The organism is Deinococcus multiflagellatus (assembly GCF_020166415.1).
Taxonomy (GTDB): Bacteria; Deinococcota; Deinococci; order Deinococcales; family Deinococcaceae; genus Deinococcus; species Deinococcus multiflagellatus.
Map to the genome: position 1 here is coordinate 14,515 of NZ_JAIQXV010000004.1, position 15,860 is coordinate 30,374.

11 protein-coding genes are annotated in these 15,860 nt (G+C 69.9%); 4 read left to right on the forward strand and 7 right to left on the reverse strand.

Features of this window, described 5'->3' with window-relative positions; genetic code table 11:
* Positions 1 to 17: 17 nt before the first annotated feature.
* The 3 genes from K7W41_RS07150 to K7W41_RS07160 all read right to left on the reverse strand — a co-directional run bounded on the left by K7W41_RS07150 (position 18) and on the right by K7W41_RS07160 (position 3,330).
* Positions 18 to 1,382 carry a 3-oxoacid CoA-transferase gene (locus K7W41_RS07150; protein ID WP_224606254.1) on the reverse strand — a complete coding sequence of 455 codons (1,365 nt, stop codon included), beginning with the start codon at positions 1,380 to 1,382 and terminating at the stop codon, positions 18 to 20.
* Positions 1,379 to 2,677, reverse strand: coding sequence for a thiolase family protein (locus tag K7W41_RS07155; protein WP_224606257.1), 1,299 nt, complete (start codon positions 2,675 to 2,677; stop codon positions 1,379 to 1,381). Before K7W41_RS07155 ends, K7W41_RS07150 begins: the two co-directional genes overlap by 4 nt.
* Positions 2,678 to 3,006: 329 nt before the next feature.
* A complete protein-coding gene (locus K7W41_RS07160) occupies positions 3,007 to 3,330 on the reverse strand; it encodes a hypothetical protein (RefSeq protein WP_224606260.1) in 324 nt (107 codons plus the stop codon).
* 162 nt (positions 3,331 to 3,492) lie between these two features.
* Here K7W41_RS07160 and pgi point away from each other — a divergent pair, with 162 nt between their 5' ends.
* Positions 3,493 to 5,121 carry a glucose-6-phosphate isomerase gene (pgi, locus tag K7W41_RS07165; protein ID WP_224606263.1) on the forward strand — a complete coding sequence of 543 codons (1,629 nt, stop codon included), beginning with the start codon at positions 3,493 to 3,495 and terminating at the stop codon, positions 5,119 to 5,121.
* A gap of 262 nt (positions 5,122 to 5,383) precedes the next feature.
* Positions 5,384 to 7,726 (forward strand): AfsR/SARP family transcriptional regulator, encoded by a 2,343-nt coding sequence (locus K7W41_RS07170; RefSeq protein WP_224606265.1) that lies wholly within the window; start codon positions 5,384 to 5,386, stop codon positions 7,724 to 7,726.
* A 460-nt stretch (positions 7,727 to 8,186) separates the two neighbouring features.
* On the opposite strand, the gene K7W41_RS07175 is transcribed toward K7W41_RS07170, so the two are convergent.
* Positions 8,187 to 8,996, reverse strand: a complete 810-nt coding sequence (locus K7W41_RS07175) for a pyruvate, water dikinase regulatory protein (protein WP_224606268.1) — start codon at positions 8,994 to 8,996, stop codon at positions 8,187 to 8,189.
* 173 nt (positions 8,997 to 9,169) lie between these two features.
* Between K7W41_RS07175 and ppsA the strand changes: the two genes are divergently transcribed.
* Together ppsA and K7W41_RS07185 are read left to right on the forward strand one after the other, a co-directional pair.
* Positions 9,170 to 11,551 (forward strand): phosphoenolpyruvate synthase, encoded by a 2,382-nt coding sequence (gene ppsA / locus K7W41_RS07180; RefSeq protein WP_224606270.1) that lies wholly within the window; start codon positions 9,170 to 9,172, stop codon positions 11,549 to 11,551.
* A gap of 297 nt (positions 11,552 to 11,848) precedes the next feature.
* On the forward strand, positions 11,849 to 12,859 hold the full coding sequence (locus K7W41_RS07185) for a phosphotransferase (RefSeq protein WP_224606274.1): 1,011 nt from the start codon (positions 11,849 to 11,851) through the stop codon (positions 12,857 to 12,859).
* Between the two features lie 211 nt (positions 12,860 to 13,070).
* Here K7W41_RS07185 and K7W41_RS07190 read toward each other — a convergent pair whose 3' ends face one another.
* The 3 genes from K7W41_RS07190 to K7W41_RS07200 all read right to left on the reverse strand — a co-directional run bounded on the left by K7W41_RS07190 (position 13,071) and on the right by K7W41_RS07200 (position 15,859).
* Positions 13,071 to 13,586, reverse strand: a complete 516-nt coding sequence (locus K7W41_RS07190) for a hypothetical protein (RefSeq protein ID WP_224606277.1) — start codon at positions 13,584 to 13,586, stop codon at positions 13,071 to 13,073.
* A gap of 7 nt (positions 13,587 to 13,593) precedes the next feature.
* On the reverse strand, positions 13,594 to 14,241 hold the full coding sequence (locus tag K7W41_RS07195; protein WP_224606280.1) for a response regulator: 648 nt from the start codon (positions 14,239 to 14,241) through the stop codon (positions 13,594 to 13,596).
* Between the two features lie 100 nt (positions 14,242 to 14,341).
* Complete coding sequence (locus K7W41_RS07200) at positions 14,342 to 15,859, reverse strand: sensor histidine kinase (protein ID WP_224606282.1); 1,518 nt, start codon at positions 15,857 to 15,859, stop codon at positions 14,342 to 14,344.
* Between the last annotated feature and the right edge of the window lies 1 nt (position 15,860).

Sequence of the window (15,860 nt, forward strand, 5' to 3'; positions counted from 1 at the left end):
TTCTGATCACGCAGCGTCTACACCGGCGCTGTTTCTCCCTGCAGCGCCTCTACAAACGCCGCGCCGGTGCCGGCCCGCACCTCGTCCAGGGTGGCGCCGGGCATCAGCTCGGTGAGGGTCAGCACGCCACCCCGGAATTCAAAGACCGCCTTGTCGGTGATCACCATGTCCACCGCGCCGCGTGCAGTCAGGGGCAGGGTGCACTCGGGGACGATCTTGGGCGTGCCGTCGGGGTCGGTGTGGCTCATGGTGATGATCAGGCGCCGGGCGCCGCTGGCCAGATCCATCGCGCCGCCCACGCCCAGCAGCGGCTTGCCGGGCACCGCCCAGTTCGCCAGGTTGCCGCAGGCGTCCACCTGCAGGCCGCCCATCACGGCCACGTCCACATGCTTGCCCCGGATCATGGCAAAGGAGTCGGCGCTGTCAAAGTAGCTGGCGCCGGGCAGGGCGGTCACCGGAATCTTGCCCGCATTCACCGGGTAATCCAGCGCGCCGCCGTCTTCGGGGGCAGGGCCCACGCCCAGCATGCCGTTTTCGGTGTGCAGGTTCACGCCGTGTTCCGGGGTGATCAGGTCCGCCACCAGCGTGGGGATGCCGATGCCCAGGTTCACCACGTCGCCGCGCTTCAGTTCCTTCAGGGCGCGGCGGGCCATGTTCAGGCGGGCCTCGTCCACCTTCTTGGCGCTGCCCTTCACGCTGGCGCTGGAGCCCAGGTGTTCGGGCAGCAGCGGCGCCTGCACCAGATAGTCCACGTACAGCCCCGGCGTGTGCACCTGCTCGGGCGCAATGGTCCCCACTGGCACGATTTCCTCGACCTCGGCAATCACGAGGTCGGCGGCGGTGGCCATCGCCTTGTTGAAGTTCTGCTCGGTCAGGCGGTACTGGAGGTTGCCCGCCGTGTCGGCCCGCCACGCGCGCACAAAGGCCACGTCGCCGCGCAGGGCCGGCACAAAGATCATCTCCTGCCCATTCAGGGTGCGCACGTCGGCGTCCCCGGCGATCAGGGTGCCGGCGGCCGTGGGGGTGTAAAAGCCGCCCAGCCCGGCGCCCCCGGCCCGCAGCGCCTCGGCCAGCGTGCCCTGGGGCAGAAGGTGCACCTCCAGCCAGCCTTCCTGGTTGGCCTTGACCGCTTCGGGGTTGGAGGTGAAGTAGGAGCCCACCGCCCTGGCAATCTGGCGGTTGCGCAGCAGGCGACCGCCGCTCAGGCCCGGTTCAGAGACGTTGTTCGCCACGTAGGTCAGGCCCTGCACGTCGGTGTCGGCCAGCGCGTGCACGAGGTGGACCGGGTTGCCGGTCATGCCGAAGCCGCCCACCAGCAGGGTCTGGCCGCTGCGCACCTTGGCGGCGGCCTCCTGTGGGGTGATCACGGGGACGCTTTTCATGCTTCCACCCGTTCAATGATCGCGGCCTCACCCTGGCCCACGCCCACGCACAGGGTCGCCAGGCCGTACCGCCCCTCACGCCGGGCCAGTTCGTGGGTCAGGGCCACGATCAGGCGGGCGCCGCTCATGCCCAGCGGGTGCCCCAGGGCGATGGCGCCGCCGTTCACGTTCACCTTCTCCTCGGGCAGGTCCAGTTCGCGGATACAGGCCAGCGCCTGCACGGCAAAGGCCTCGTTCAGCTCGATCAGGTCCAGGTCGGCCACGCTCAGGCCGGTGCGCGCCAGCACCTTGCGGGTGGCGGGAATGGGGCCCAGACCCATCACGCGTGCGTCCACACCGGCCGAGGCGCCGCCCACCCAGCGGGCCAGCGGGGTCAGACCCAGTTCGCGCGCCTTAGCGGCCGACATCAGCACCAGGGCCGCCGCGCCGTCGTTCAGGCCACTGGCGTTGCCGGCGGTCACGCTGCCCCCCTTGCGAAAGGCCGGCTTGAGGCCCTGCAGGGTGGCTTCATCGGTGGCCAGGGCGTAGGTGTCGCCCTCCTTCTTCACGCGGGGATGCTCGTCGGTGTCCACGACGGTGACGCCCTTGCGGCCCTTCACCTCCACGGGCACGATCTGGCTTTTAAAGTGCCCGGCGTTCAAGGCCTCGGCCACCTTGCGCTGGCTGTTCAGGGCGAAGGCGTCCTGGGCCTCACGGGTGATCTCGCCGCCTGCGTAGGCGCCCTCGCGGCTGCGCTCGGCAATGTTCTCGGCCGTCTCCCCCATCGCTTCCAGCGGAAACAGGGCTTCTAGAGCGGGGTTGGGGAAGCGCCAGCCCAGGGTGGTGTCATAGGCCGTCACGTTACCGTTGGCAAAGGCCTGTGGACCCTTGGGCATCACCAGCGGGGCGCGGGTCATGCTTTCCACGCCGCCCACCACGTAGACGTCGCCCTCGCCGGCCCGGATGGCGCGCGCCGCTGTGTTCACGGCGGAGAGGCCGCTGGCGCATAGGCGGTTGACCGTCAGGCCCGCCACGGTGTCGGGCAGGCCCGCCAGCAGGGCGGCCATGCGGGCCACGTTGCGGTTGTCCTCGCCGGCCTGGTTGGCGCAGCCGAAAATGACCTCTTCAATCTGGTCGGCGGGCACGCCCGCGCGGGCCACGGCCTCGCGGATCACCAGGGCGGCCAGGTCATCGGGGCGCACGGACGACAGGGCGCCGCGAATGGCGCCGATGGGGGTGCGAACGGCCGATACGATCACCACGTCGCGCTCGTGCAGGGCCTGAAGGGACTGGGGGGCAGCTTGGGGGGCAGTCATGGGGACACTCCGGTCTGGATAAGGCAGCGAAAGGGGCCTCTGCGCGGCGCCAGAGCGGCAGGCAAAGGCAAACTGGGGATGCAACAGACGCATTCAAGCGCGCCTGCGCGCACTTTGGAAGGGGCAGCGGCCTGTCAAACGGAACGCCGCCCCGAGCATTCGTGAAGTGCCGGGGCGGCGAAGACTGCTGGAAGAAAGGTGAGGGTGAGGAACTGTGGCCGGGGGCCCTGTTGCAGCGCAGCAACACGCGCGGCCCCTGCACAAGCAAGGGGCCGCGTAGACAGGATGAGTTGAGGGGCAGCGGTGACGGGGCGGCCCTCCCCGGCTGGTCAGGACGCCCGGCTGCGGCGCAGGCGGCCCAGCAGGGCGAACACCTGCCGCTGCTCCTCGGCCTGAATGGCGCGGCGCAGGGCCTCGGGAGACAGGGGCCGCGCGGCGGCTTCGGGGGGCCCGGCGAGGGTCGAGCGGGCACTGGCCGGGCCCGCGTGGTGGGCGGCTGGGGGCTGCACGGTTGGGGGCTGGGCAGCTGGGGTCTGAGCAGCTGGGGTCTGCGGCGCCGGCTGGGGCGTGTGAGGCCGTGCGTCGCCGTTCAGGTAAGGCGTGCCCCACGCCCCCCACGTCGACTGATCCGCGTCCCTGGCCTTCCTGGTCATACCTACAGGGTAGGGAGCGACTTCGCACAATTCTCTGACGAATTGAGCGTTTGGTGAAGCGCGCATGTGGACAGCCCCTGGGCGGGCGCCTGTGCGCAGCCGGTATGCTCGCGGGCGCCAGAGGCACGGCTGTATTCGCCTGCCTGAAGGGAGAGCCGCACGATGAGCATCACAACCACCCCCGCCTGGAAGGCCCTGCAGGAACACCACGACGAACTGAAAGCCGCCCACCTGCGCGAGCTGTTTGAGGCCGACCCCACGCGCGGCGAGACCTTCTGCGCCGAGGGCGCGGGCCTTTATCTGGATTACAGCAAGAACCGCGTTACCGCTCAGACCCTGGAACTGCTGTGCGACCTCGCGCGGGCGGCGGGGGTGGAAGAGCGGCGAGACGCCATGCTGGCCGGCCAGAAGATCAACGTGACGGAAGACCGCGCCGTGCTGCACACCGCTCTGCGCCAGCCCCAGGGCGCGGCGGTGGCGGTGGACGGGCACAATGTGGTTCCCGAGGTCCACGAGGTACTGGGCCGCATGAGCGCCTTCGCCGAAGAGGTGCGCGCGGGCCGCTGGCTGGGCCATACAGGCAAGCCGCTGAAGAACATCGTCAACATTGGCATTGGGGGCAGCGACCTGGGGCCGGTGATGGCCTACGAGGCGCTGAAGTTCTACGCCCAGCGCGACCTGACGGTGCGCTTCGTGTCGAACGTGGACGGCACCGATCTGGTGGAAAAGACGCGCGACCTGCGGGCCGAAGAAACGCTGTTCATCGTGAGTTCCAAAACCTTCACCACCCAGGAAACGATGGCCAATGCCCGCTCGGCCCGCGCGTGGCTGCTTGCGGCGCTGAGGGACGAGGCGGCGGTGGCGCGGCATTTCGTTGCGGTGAGCACCAATGCCAGGGAGGTGGCGGCCTTTGGCATTGACACCGCCAACATGTTCGGCTTCTGGGATTGGGTGGGCGGGCGCTACTCGCTGGACAGCGCCATTGGCCTGAGCCTGATGATCGCGGTGGGCCCCGCGCCCTTCCGCGAACTGCTGGCGGGCTTTCACGACATGGACGAGCACTTCCGCACGGCGCCGCTGGAGCGCAACCTGCCCGCGTTGCTGGCGCTGCTGGGGGTCTGGTACAACAACTTTTTCGGCGCCCAGACGCACGCGGTGCTGCCCTATGACCAGTACCTCGCCTACTTTCCGGCGTACCTGCAGCAGCTGGACATGGAAAGCAACGGCAAATCGGTCACCTTGGGCGGTCAGGTGGTGGACTACCAGACGGGGCCGGTGGTCTGGGGCCAGCCGGGCACGAACGGCCAGCACGCCTTTTATCAGCTGATTCACCAGGGCACGAAGCTGATTCCCTGCGATTTCATCGCTTTCTGCCAGACCCTGAACCCCCTGCCCCAGCCCGGCGGAGCGTCGCACCACGATCTCCTGATGGCGAATGTGTTCGCCCAGACCGAGGCCCTGGCCTTTGGCAAGACGCACGCCCAGGTGCTGGCCGAGGGCGTGGCCCCAGACCTGGCGCCCCACCGCGTGTTCGAGGGCAACCGCCCCACGAACACCCTCCTGGCTGACCGCCTGACCCCACACACGCTGGGCGCGCTGATCGCGCTGTACGAACACAAGGTCTTTGTGCAGGGGGCTATCTGGGGGATCAATTCCTTTGATCAGTGGGGCGTGGAACTGGGCAAGGTGCTGGCCAGCCGCATCGTGCCCGAACTGGGCGAGGCCGAGCCGGAACTGGGGCACGACAGCTCCACCAACGCCCTGATCCGCCGCTACCGCGCCCGCCGGTAAAGGGGGCAGGGCGAGGGCTGCCCCCTCTTGGGGGTTAACAGCCTCCGGGCCCTGGCTGGTCCCTGTTCAGGGTGGCTTGCTCCAGAACGGCCTGAGGCTGGTTTAACCCTCCTGTCCCGGCGGTTCTTCCTCTTCCCGCTGCCCCTAGCCCAGTCTGCCTGGGCTGGGGCGGCACATTGTGGCGCGCCGTCATCTGCTAAAGAGGGAATGCAGGCCCGCCCAACCCCCCCTTTGAATCTGGCCCCTTGTCCCCCCTGCCCCCATGCGCCTGACCCTGATCACCGACCCCGCTGCCGAAGAAGCCCTGGAAGCCACCCGGGTGCTGACGCGGCAGTATGCCAACGCGCTGCTGGTGCTGGCCCGGAGCCGCCCCGGCGAGCGGGCGACGGTGCTGGGGCGCAGCCTGGACCAGGGCGCGGCGCTGCCGCAGTGCACCCGGCGCGCGGTGGCCGCCGAGGTGGAGCGCGCCCGGCACTGGGCGCGCGGCGGCCTGAAAACCGACGGCTTCTGGCTGGACGCCCGCAGCATGCGCGTGCACGCTGCCGGCGCGCAGGTGAGCGTGTGGACGCTGCGGGGCCGCCTGACCCTGGGCGCGCGACTGGGCAACTACCAGCGGCACCTGCTGAATACCGGGGTGGTGCGCGGCGGGCGGATCACGCGGGCCCGCTCCGGGGCGTGGTACGTGCAGGTGCAGCTGGCCGCGCGTTCCGGCGCCGCAGAGGGCACCCCCACTTCTGTGGACGCGCTGGAACGCCAGGGCCTGTTCAGCGAGGTGGCCCGGCGCCTGCGCGGCGGACGCCTGAGTGCCCGGCAGCAGGGGCAACTGGCCCTGGCCCTGCTGGACACCGGTCAGACCGACGAAGCCGAATTGCTGCTGCTCACGGCCCTGGGGGGCGAGCGCCCCGACGCCCGCATTCACCTGGGCCTGAGCCTGCTGGCGGGCAGCCGCCGCGACCCGCAGGCGCGGCTCTCGCACGCCGGGCGCGGCCTGCACGAAGGGCCCGACGATTTTACGTCGTGGTGGCTGCGCTGCTCGCAGGCGCGGGCGCTGGTGGAACTGGGGCGCGCCCCCGATGCCCGGCCCATCATGGAAGGCGTGCTGCGCGAGGTGCCGGCCTCGGAGCTGCGGTCGCGGGCGCGGGCGCTGTACTTTGCCCAGGGGGTCTGCGCGGCGCTGGACGACTTCGCCGGCCAGGACCGCTACGGGCGCGAGGCCCTGCGCCTCTTTGACCTGCTGGGGCTGGGCGGCGAGGGGCTGTCGCTGCGGCTGGACCTCGCCTACCGCCTGTATTTCCAGGGCCGCGCCGACGAGAGCTTTGCCATGATTGGCGAGGTGCTGGACATGACGGCCCGCCTGGAAGACCCGCGCGCCGGCGTGGCCCACCTGATCTGCGCCGAGCTGCACCTGCTGAGCGAGGAGTTCGCCCCCGCCCTGACCCATCTGGAACAGGTGCACGCGGCGCAGGGGCGTCACGCTGGGGACCGGCTGGACGTGCCCGCGCGGGCGTTTGCCGCCGAGTGCCTGTGGCGGCTGGGACGGCTGAACCTCCCGGATTTCGAGCGGCGCATTGAGGGCCTGCACCCCACCCAGGACTTTGACCATGTGGTCAAGGCCTTTTACACCGGCCTGCTGGCCTTTGAGGGCGGGCAGCGCGGCGCGGCGCGCGCGGCCTTCGAGCAGGTCACGGGCGGCGTGGCCCTGCTGGACGGCTTCCGGCTGCGCTCCTACGCTTTTCTGGCCTTTGAGCGCTGGGCGGCGGGCGAGCCCCTGGAGGCCGCCAGCGCCGAGCTGCTGCGCGCCCTGAACCATGTGGGCGGCGAACTGGCCCTGGCGGTGGACGCGGGCCGACTGGCCGCCCTGTACACCGCCTGCGCCGAACGCGGAATCGGCGGGCGGCCGGTGCAGCGGCTGGCGCAGCGGCTGCGGCCCCTGCTGAGCGTGCGCACCCTGGGGGGCTTTGCCGCCAGCGTGAACGGCCAGCCGGTGCACATCCGCCTGAGCAAGGCGCGCGAACTGCTGGCTTACCTGGTGCTGCATGGCCCGGCCAGCCGCGAAACGCTGATCACCGCCCTGTGGAACGGCGAGGCGCGCCCCGAACTGGGCTCGTACTTCAAACAGGCGCTGCACGCGCTGCGGCAAGCCTTGCGGCCCTTTCTGCCCGCCGCCGCCGCCGATCCGGTGCCGCACCTGGGGGGGCTGTACCACCTGTCCGAACGCTTTGCGGTGCAGGGCGACGCCCTGGCCCTGCGCGCCGCGCCCGTGCACGACCCCGAACAGCTGCAAGAAGCTCTGCACCGCTACGGCGGTCCCTTTCTGCCCGAGGTGGACACCGAGTGGGCCGCCGAGATGCGCCGCGAGCTTGAAGCCCAGGCGCAGGCCCTGGCGATGGCGCTGGGCCGCAGCCTGGAGGCAGATCAGCCCCTGGCTGCGGCGCGTGCCTATCTGCAGGCGGCGGCGCTCAACCCCCTGTTTGAATCGGCCTGGGAAGCGGCGGCGCTGGCGTACGAACGGGGCGGCGCGCCGCACCTGGCCCAGCACGCCCGCACCCAGCAAACGCTGGCCGTGCAGCAGGAAATGGGCCTGTGGGCCGCCGAAGCCGACTGACAACAGGGGGCACAGGGGCGGGAACGCGGCAGAGGGCCTCTGCGGGGCCGGGTTGTCCCCGGGTTAACCACCCCTGCGGCACACTACACGCAGTTCACCCGCTCTTTCGGAGGTTGCTGACATGAAGACTCTGCTGACTCGAACACTGATGGTCGTGTCGCTGCTGCTCGTTTCGGCAGCGCCCGCCAGCGCCACGTTGAACGCCCCGTGCTGCATCACGGGGGGCAGTCCAGCCTCAACCACTTCGCCACGCTAGCGCCTGCCACCTTCCCGCCCCGACCCCTCCTCTCACGCGGCGCGAGCGCCCTTCCCCAGCATCCTCCCTCTGCGTCTTCTTACGTTGACCCTGCTCCGTCGCCTGGCCAGAAGCGTCTCACCGCGCTTCTGGCTTTTGCTGTGGCGAAAACTGGCGGCCTGGGTGGCCTTGCGGGGCAAAGGGCCTGTCCCTGCCCAACTTCCCTTAGCCCTGGCGCACACTCTGCAGAATGCCGGCGGCAATTTCTTCCACGCTGGCGCTGGTGGTGTCGCGCACGGGAAGGCCCACACGCTGAAACAGGCGCTCGGCGCGGCGAACCTCGTGCTCGCACTGTTCCAGGCTGGCGTAGCGGCTGCCCGGCTTGCGCTGGGTGCGAATGGCGTGCAGGCGCCGGGGGTCAATGGTCAGGCCGTGCAGTTTGTGACGCCAGGGCTCCAGCGGCAGCGGCAGGCCGGTGCGTTCAAAGTCGTCCTCGGCCAGTGGGTAGTTGCTGGCGCGAATGCCGTGTTGCAGCGCCAGAAACAGGCTGGTGGGGGTTTTGCCCGCGCGGGACACCCCCACCAGAATCACGTCGGACAGGCCGTACTGTTTGTCGCCCACGCCGTCGTCGGTGGCCAGGGCGAAATCCAGGGCGTCCATGCGCGACAGGTACGCTTCGGTGTCGTGCATATCGTGGTGGCGGCCCACCTCGCGCACGGCCGGCACGGCGAATTCGCGCTCCAGCACGCCCAGCCCCGGGCCCAGCAGGTCAAAGACCTCGGCGGGGCAGGCCTGCAACTCGGCCAGCACATCGGCGCGGGTGATAGTGGTGAAAATCAGCGGGCGCTCGCCGCGCTCGGCCAGCACACAGACCTCGCGGGTGATGGCCTGCGCGGCGGGCACATCGGCTGTAAACGGGCGGCGGCGGTACACCAGCGGCTGACCCGGAAAGTGCGCCAGCAGGGCGCGGGCAATGTTCTCGGCGGTCAGACCGGTGTGGTCACTCACGATCAGCACGGTGCGCGGCTCGGGCATGGGCCCCAGCCTGACATGGGGAGCGCTTCCAGACTTGCGCCGTCTGGCGGGCAGGGACATTGTCACCCCCCGGGTGGCAGGAGGGCGGTGTCGGCTCGGGTAAGCTGGCAGCCAAGGCACACTAAAGCGCCCGGTTCCACTTAGGAAAACCTTCATCTCAACGGAGAAAACCCATGGACATGATTCGCCCGTTCCAGACACTAAGGATGACCGACGTGGAGCTTGTCGGCGGCAAGAACGCCTCGCTTGGCGAACTGATTCAGGAGCTCTCGGGGGCCGGGGTGCGCGTGCCCGGCGGCTTTGCCACCACCGCCGACGCCTTCCGGCTGTTTCTGCAGGAAAACCAGATAGAGGAGAGCATCAACGCCCGCCTGCACAGCCTGGACGTGAACGACGTGGTGGCGCTGGCCCAGGCCGGCCGCGAGATTCGCGCTCAGGTGGAAGCCGCGCGCCTGCCAGCGGCGCTGGAAGAGGCCATCCGGGCTGCCTACGCCGGGATGACCGCCGAATCCGGCGGCACCGAGCCCGACGTGGCGGTGCGTTCCAGCGCCACCGCCGAGGACCTGCCCGAAGCCAGCTTTGCCGGGCAGCAGGAAACCTTCCTGAACGTGCGCGGCGTGGAGAGCGTGCTGCACCACGTTCGGCTGGTGTTCGCCAGCCTGTACAACGACCGCGCCATCTCGTACCGGGTGCACCACGGCTTTGCCCACAGCGACGTGGCGCTCTCGGCCGGCGTGCAGCGCATGGTGCGCACCGACCTGGGGGCCAGCGGCGTGGCCTTTACCCTGGACACCGAGAGCGGGTACAGAGACGCGGTGCTGGTCACCAGCGCCTACGGCCTGGGCGAGATGGTGGTGCAGGGCGCCGTGAACCCCGACGAATTCTTCGTGTACAAGCCGGCGCTGAAGGCCGGAAAAAAAGCCATCCTGCGCCGCACCCTGGGCAGCAAGGCCAAGAAGATGGTCTATGCCGAGGCCGGCGGCGTGCAGACTGTGGACGTACCCGAAGCCGAACAGCGCGCCTTCAGCCTCTCGGACGCGGACCTGACCGAACTGGCCCGGCAGTGCGTGAGCATTGAGGACCATTACGGCCGCCCGATGGACATTGAATGGGGCAAGGACGGGCGCGACGGGCAGATTTACATTCTGCAGGCCCGCCCCGAAACCGTGCAGAGCCGCACCGGGGGCGTGCTGGAGCGCTTTGAACTCACCGGCAAGGGGCCGGTGCTGGTGGAGGGCCGCGCCGTGGGCAGCCGCATTGGGGCCGGCACCGTGCGCGTGGTCCGCGACGTCTCGCAGATGGAGCAGGTCAGAGACGGCGACGTGCTGGTGGCCGACATGACCGACCCCGACTGGGAACCCGTGATGAAACGCGCCAGCGCCATCGTGACCAACCGGGGCGGGCGCACCTGCCACGCGGCAATCATTGCGCGCGAACTGGGCATTCCCGCTGTGGTGGGGACCGGAACCGCCACCCGCGAACTGCGCAGCGGTCAGGCGGTGACGGTCTCCTGCGCCGAGGGCGACACCGGCTTCGTGTACGAGGGCCAGCTGGACTACCGCATCAACCGCGTGGAACTGGGCAACATGCCGCCCGTGGGCATGAAGATCATGATGAATGTGGCCTCGCCGGACCGCGCCTTCTCGTTTGCCGCGCTGCCGCACGAGGGCGTGGGGCTGGCGCGCGTGGAATTCATCTGCTCGAACGTGATTGGCATTCATCCCCGCGCGCTGCTGGATTACCCGGACGTGCCAGGGGACGTGAAGGCCCAGATCGAGGAGAAAACCGCCGGCTACGCCACGCCGCGCGACTTCTTCCGCGAGAAGCTGGCCGAGGGTGTGTCCTCGATTGCCGCCGCCTTTGCGCCCAAGCCGGTGATCGTGCGCCTGTCGGACTTCAAGAGCAACGAATACGCCCACCTGATCGGCGGCCCCGCGTACGAGCCCACCGAGGAAAACCCCATGATCGGCTTCCGGGGCGCCAGCCGCTACCGCAGCGCCGACTTTGCGGCGGCCTTTGCGCTGGAATGCGAGGCGATCAAGTCCGTGCGCGACGAGATGGGCCTGACCAACGTGCAGGTGATGATTCCCTTCGTGCGCACGGTGGGCGAGGCCCGGCAGATCATCGAGATTCTGGCCGCCAACGGGCTCAAGCGCGGCGAGAACGGGCTGAAGCTCATCATGATGTGCGAGATTCCCAGCAACGCCATCCTGGCCGATCAGTTCCTGGAGCACTTCGACGGCTTTTCTATCGGCAGTAACGACCTGACGCAGCTGACCCTGGCGCTGGACCGCGACTCGGGGCTGGTGGCCGAGCTGTTTGACGAGCAGAACGAGGCGGTGCTGGCCCTGATGAGTCAGGCCATCTCGGCCGCCAAACGTGCGGGCAAGTACGTGGGCATCTGCGGCCAGGGCCCCAGCGACCACCCCGCGCTGGCCCAGTGGCTGATGGACCAGGGCATTGATTCGGTCAGCCTGAACCCCGACTCCGTGCTGGGCACCTGGCTGCATCTGGCGGGCGAGGGCGCCGAGGCCCGCGCCACCGTGGCCCACTAAACCCGGGGCCGGCTCAACCCGGCGGGCCAGGGGGACGTGAATGTCCCTTTGGCCCGCCCGCCTGTTGGTGCCCCGGCCCCTAGAGCAGTTGACATAAAGATGATGTGGGTTCTTGACCCTCCCCCCTCGTGGGACTCAAAGAACTGTGCCGCAGCGAGGGGTGAGGGGGTTCTTTGGTCAACCGCTCTAGAGCAGGTGACCTAAAGATGGTTGGGTCTCGCCCCTCGTGGGACTCAAAGAACTGCGCCGCAGCGAGGGGTGAGGGGATTCTTTCCTCAACCGCTCTAGACTGCCCCGGTGAGCGCCGACCCCCATCTGGACCACGCGGCCCTGCGGGCCCTGGTGGGGTCGGCCTTTGGGCTGGCGGTGGAAGAATTGACGTTTCTGCCGGAAGGCACCTCGCACGCCTACCGGGCCCAGGGGCCAGGGGGGCGCTTTTTCCTGAAGGTGCACCCCGATTCCCCCTACGGCGCGCGCGCCACCGCACGGGCCCGGCGGGAAGCGCCGCTGCTGCAGGCGCTGCGGGAAGAGGGCCTGACCCACGTCCCCAGGCCGCTGCCCACCCGGGCGGGCGGCTGGTCAGCAGCCCTGGGCGGCTTTCAGGTGTTCGCCTACGACTGGATTGACGCGGTGAATCTGGGCCAGGACTGGACAGCAGCCCTGCCAGAACTCGCCCCGCTGCTGGGCAAGCTCCACCGCTGCACCGCGCGGATTGGGGCGCAGGGGCTGGCCCTCCCCGTCCCCCCCGAGGACTTCGCCCTGCCCTTCGACGCGCTGCTGACGGAAGCCCTGCACACCCTGGCCCACCTGCCAGCGGACGCGCGTCCGGCCCTGGTCCGGCTGGCCGGGCTGCTGGGGCCCCATCTGCCCCTGATTCAGGCCCTGCTGGCCCAGGCGCGCGAGGCGGCGCGGCAGGCCCGGCAAGCCCCGCCGCCCTTCGTGCCCTGCCACACCGACGCCCACGGCGGCAACGTGATGCGCGCCCAGGACGGTGCCCTATGGCTGATTGACTGGGAAACCGCCCGGCTGGCCCCGCCAGAACATGACCTGTGGATGCTGGGCCATCACCTCCCCGCGCTGCTGCCTGCCTATGCCGGGGGGCGGGGCCAGCCGTACGAGCCCCGGTCCCACCTGCTGCGGTTCTACGTGCTGCGCCGTTCCCTGGAAGATCTGGCCGAGGACCTGCGCTGGCTGCTGCACGAGCACCCCACACCCCAGACCGAGGCGCACTCGCTGGACCTCATCGAGCGCTTCATGCTGCCCGCCCTGCTGAGCGCCGAGGCGGACGTGGCCGCGCTGGAGGGCTGAGGCAGACGCCAGCCCGCACCAACAGCAGGGCTCTGGGAAGCAAGGCGACGCCCAGGGGGTCAAACCCCAGCCCCCCTGAATCCCGATAGGTGCTCCGCTACGCCCTGCCCTTCAAGCTAGCCGCGCCTCTCTCGGTCAGTCTGGTGACGAGCACGACTCTTCGCCGCATCGCTGCTGGCAAAGGGCCCAACGCGATGCAAGGTGGACACGTTCAATTGACGGTGATCACCCTGGGGGTCCGGTCCACCACCGTGATGGCTGGGCCGAGCGCACGTTCGCGGCTGCCGTACCAGGATTTTCCAAAGCCCAACACGGTATAGGTGCCCGGCTTGGCAAACATCAGATTGGTGCTGAAGGAGAAGGACCTGCTTTCGCCCCTGTTGTTCTTGTCTGACCAGAATGTTGACCGGGCTGCACCGGGCGACAGAGCGACCGTGGTGGGCAGGGCCTGTTGGGCCAGACACGCTCTGGCCACAGCGTCGCTGTATGCCACCGCCCCCTCAAAGACGCAGACGCCCAACTCCAGGTCGTACGAAAGAGACGTGAAGTTGGCACTGGAATCCATCAGAACGTCGGCGCCGACGGCGGCGTTCATGGGTGTTCCGACAGAAGCCGGAGCGCCCACCGCCGTGGTCATCTTCACGATATAGGGCAGGATGTCGGAATGGGGATTCGTGAGCCGGCACGAGGTCAGCAGAAGGGCGCAGAGGATCAGGCGAGGCGTCATGCTGCCCCTACAGTAGCCCCTGGCGCAGCGCCTGCACGGCCGCCTGGGTGCGGTCGGCGGCGCGCAGTTTCAGCAGGACCTCCTGCACATGGAGCTTGACGGTGCTCACGCTGATGCCCAGGGCCTGGGCAATGTCCTTGTTGCCCAGGCCGTCGGCAATCAGGCGCAGCACCTCGGTTTCGCGGGTGGTCAGGGGCGAGGCGGCGTTCGGGGCGCGGATACCGCCCAGGACATGGTGGGCCACCTGCGGGTCCAGGTAGGCGCTGCCCGCCGCCGCCGCGCGGATGGCCAGCAGCAGCAGATCGGGGTCGGCACTTTTCAGGCAGTAGGCGTGGGCGCCAGAGGCCAGGGCCGCCAGCACCTCGCCGCGCAGGTCGTGGGCGGTGAGCATCACGAGGCGCACGCCGGGCCAGCGCGCGGCCATCTCGGCGGCGGTCTGAATGCCGTCCATGCCCGGCAGGCCAATGTCCAGCACCGCCACGTCCACCGGCTGGGCACTGCCCTGGGTGCGCGCCAGCACCTCCAGGCCCTCCTCGCCGCTGCGCGCTTCGGCCACCACGCGCAGGTCGTGTTCCAGGTTGATGGCCGCGCGCAGGCCGTCGCGGGTAAAGGCGTGGTCCTCGACGAGGAGAATCCGGGTGGGGTCGGCGCTCATAGGGCCACCGGGACCAGCGTTGGCCGGCACGGTGCCAGCTGGGTGAGGCGGGCAGAAGAGGGGCGCCGCCGAGGGGCCGGCAGGCCAGACAGCAGGCGGGTCACAGGTCCTCCAGGGGCAGGGTCAGGGTAAAAACGCTCTGGGCGCGGGCGGTGCGGGTGTAGGTGACGTGGCCGCCGTGGGCCTCGGCAATGCGGCGGGTGAGGTACAGGCCCAGCCCGGTGCCGCCCCCCGCGCCGCCCGCCCGGAAGCGCTGAAACAGCGTGGCTTCGCGCCCGGCGGGGACCCCGGGGCCGTCGTCCATCACGCTCAGGGCCACTTCCTCGCCGTCGCGGCGCAGCTTGACCTGCACGGTGCTGCCCGGCGGGGCAAAGCGCACAGCGTTGTCCAGCAGGTTCTGCACCGCCCGGCGCAGGTCGTGGGGCTGGCCGCGCACCCGCACGCCTTCTAAGGTGGTTTCTAGGGTCACGCCGCGCGCCTGCGCCCGGGGCTGCACCTGCTGCGTCACCCCCAGCACCACGTCGCGCAGGGCCACGCTGCGCGGCTCGTCGGCGTTGCCGCTTTCGTACTTGGCCACCAGCAGCAGCTGATCGGCCAGGGCCAGCAGCGCCGCGTTGGCCTCCAGGCCGTTGTGCAGGGTGGCGCGGTAGTCTTCCGGCAGCGGGCCGTAGGCGCCTTTCAGGGCCGCGCGCATGTTCACGGCGTTGGCCATCAGGGGCGTGCGCAGGTCGTGGGAAAAGGCGTAGATCAGGTCCTGCAGCACCTCGCCGCGCGCCTGCAGCTGCGCCTGGCGGTCCTGCAGGTCGTCCAGCAGGGCGGTGCGGTCCAGCAGCGGCTGCAGGGTCTGCACCGCCTCGGCCAGCACGTCCGGGGGGGCGCTGGCGCCCGTCACGATCAGCAGCAGGTCCTGATCGGCTGGGCGGGTCAGGCGCGAGAGCAGCGTATGGGCGCCGTCCACCCCCCAGACCAGGGCGCTGCCGGGAGGCCGGGCCAGAAACTCCAGCGGCAGTCGGCTGCCCAGCCGCCCTGACCCCGGGCCCGGCACCAGGGCGTGGGGCGGGCGCAGCACGGCGCGGTCCACCCGGCCCAGTTCCACGCTCTTGGCGCCGGTTAACTCGCGCAGGGCCTGGGCGGCGCGGGCCACGAACGCCTCCTGGCCGTAGGGCCCACTGACCGCCTCCACCAGCCGCCGTAGGGCGCGCTCGCGCTCCAGGCGCCGCCCCTCTTCTTCCAGGCGTGCGGCGCGCAGCGAGGCTTCGCGGGCGCGCAGGGTCAGGCCGCCCACCAGCAGCGCCGCCAGAATGCTCACCACGCGGTTGCCCAGGTCCTCGGGGCTCAGGCCGTCGCGCAGGGCGTTCACCGCAGCGGCCAGCAGGTTGCCGCCCACCGCCACCGCCAGCAGGTGCAGCGTGGCTGCCCGCGACCCCCCCAGCGCCGAGAGGGCCACGGGCGCGCACAGCAGCGTGCCCACCACCAGCGACGACGGCGTGAGGGTATCGGCCAGGGTAATCAGCGCGATCAGGACAAGGCTCAGCCAGGAGCGTTTGCTCCAGGCAGGCGGCGGGGCGCCCAGGGCGGAATCGGGCAGGGTGGGCTTGGACAGGGCGGGGTCGGTCATG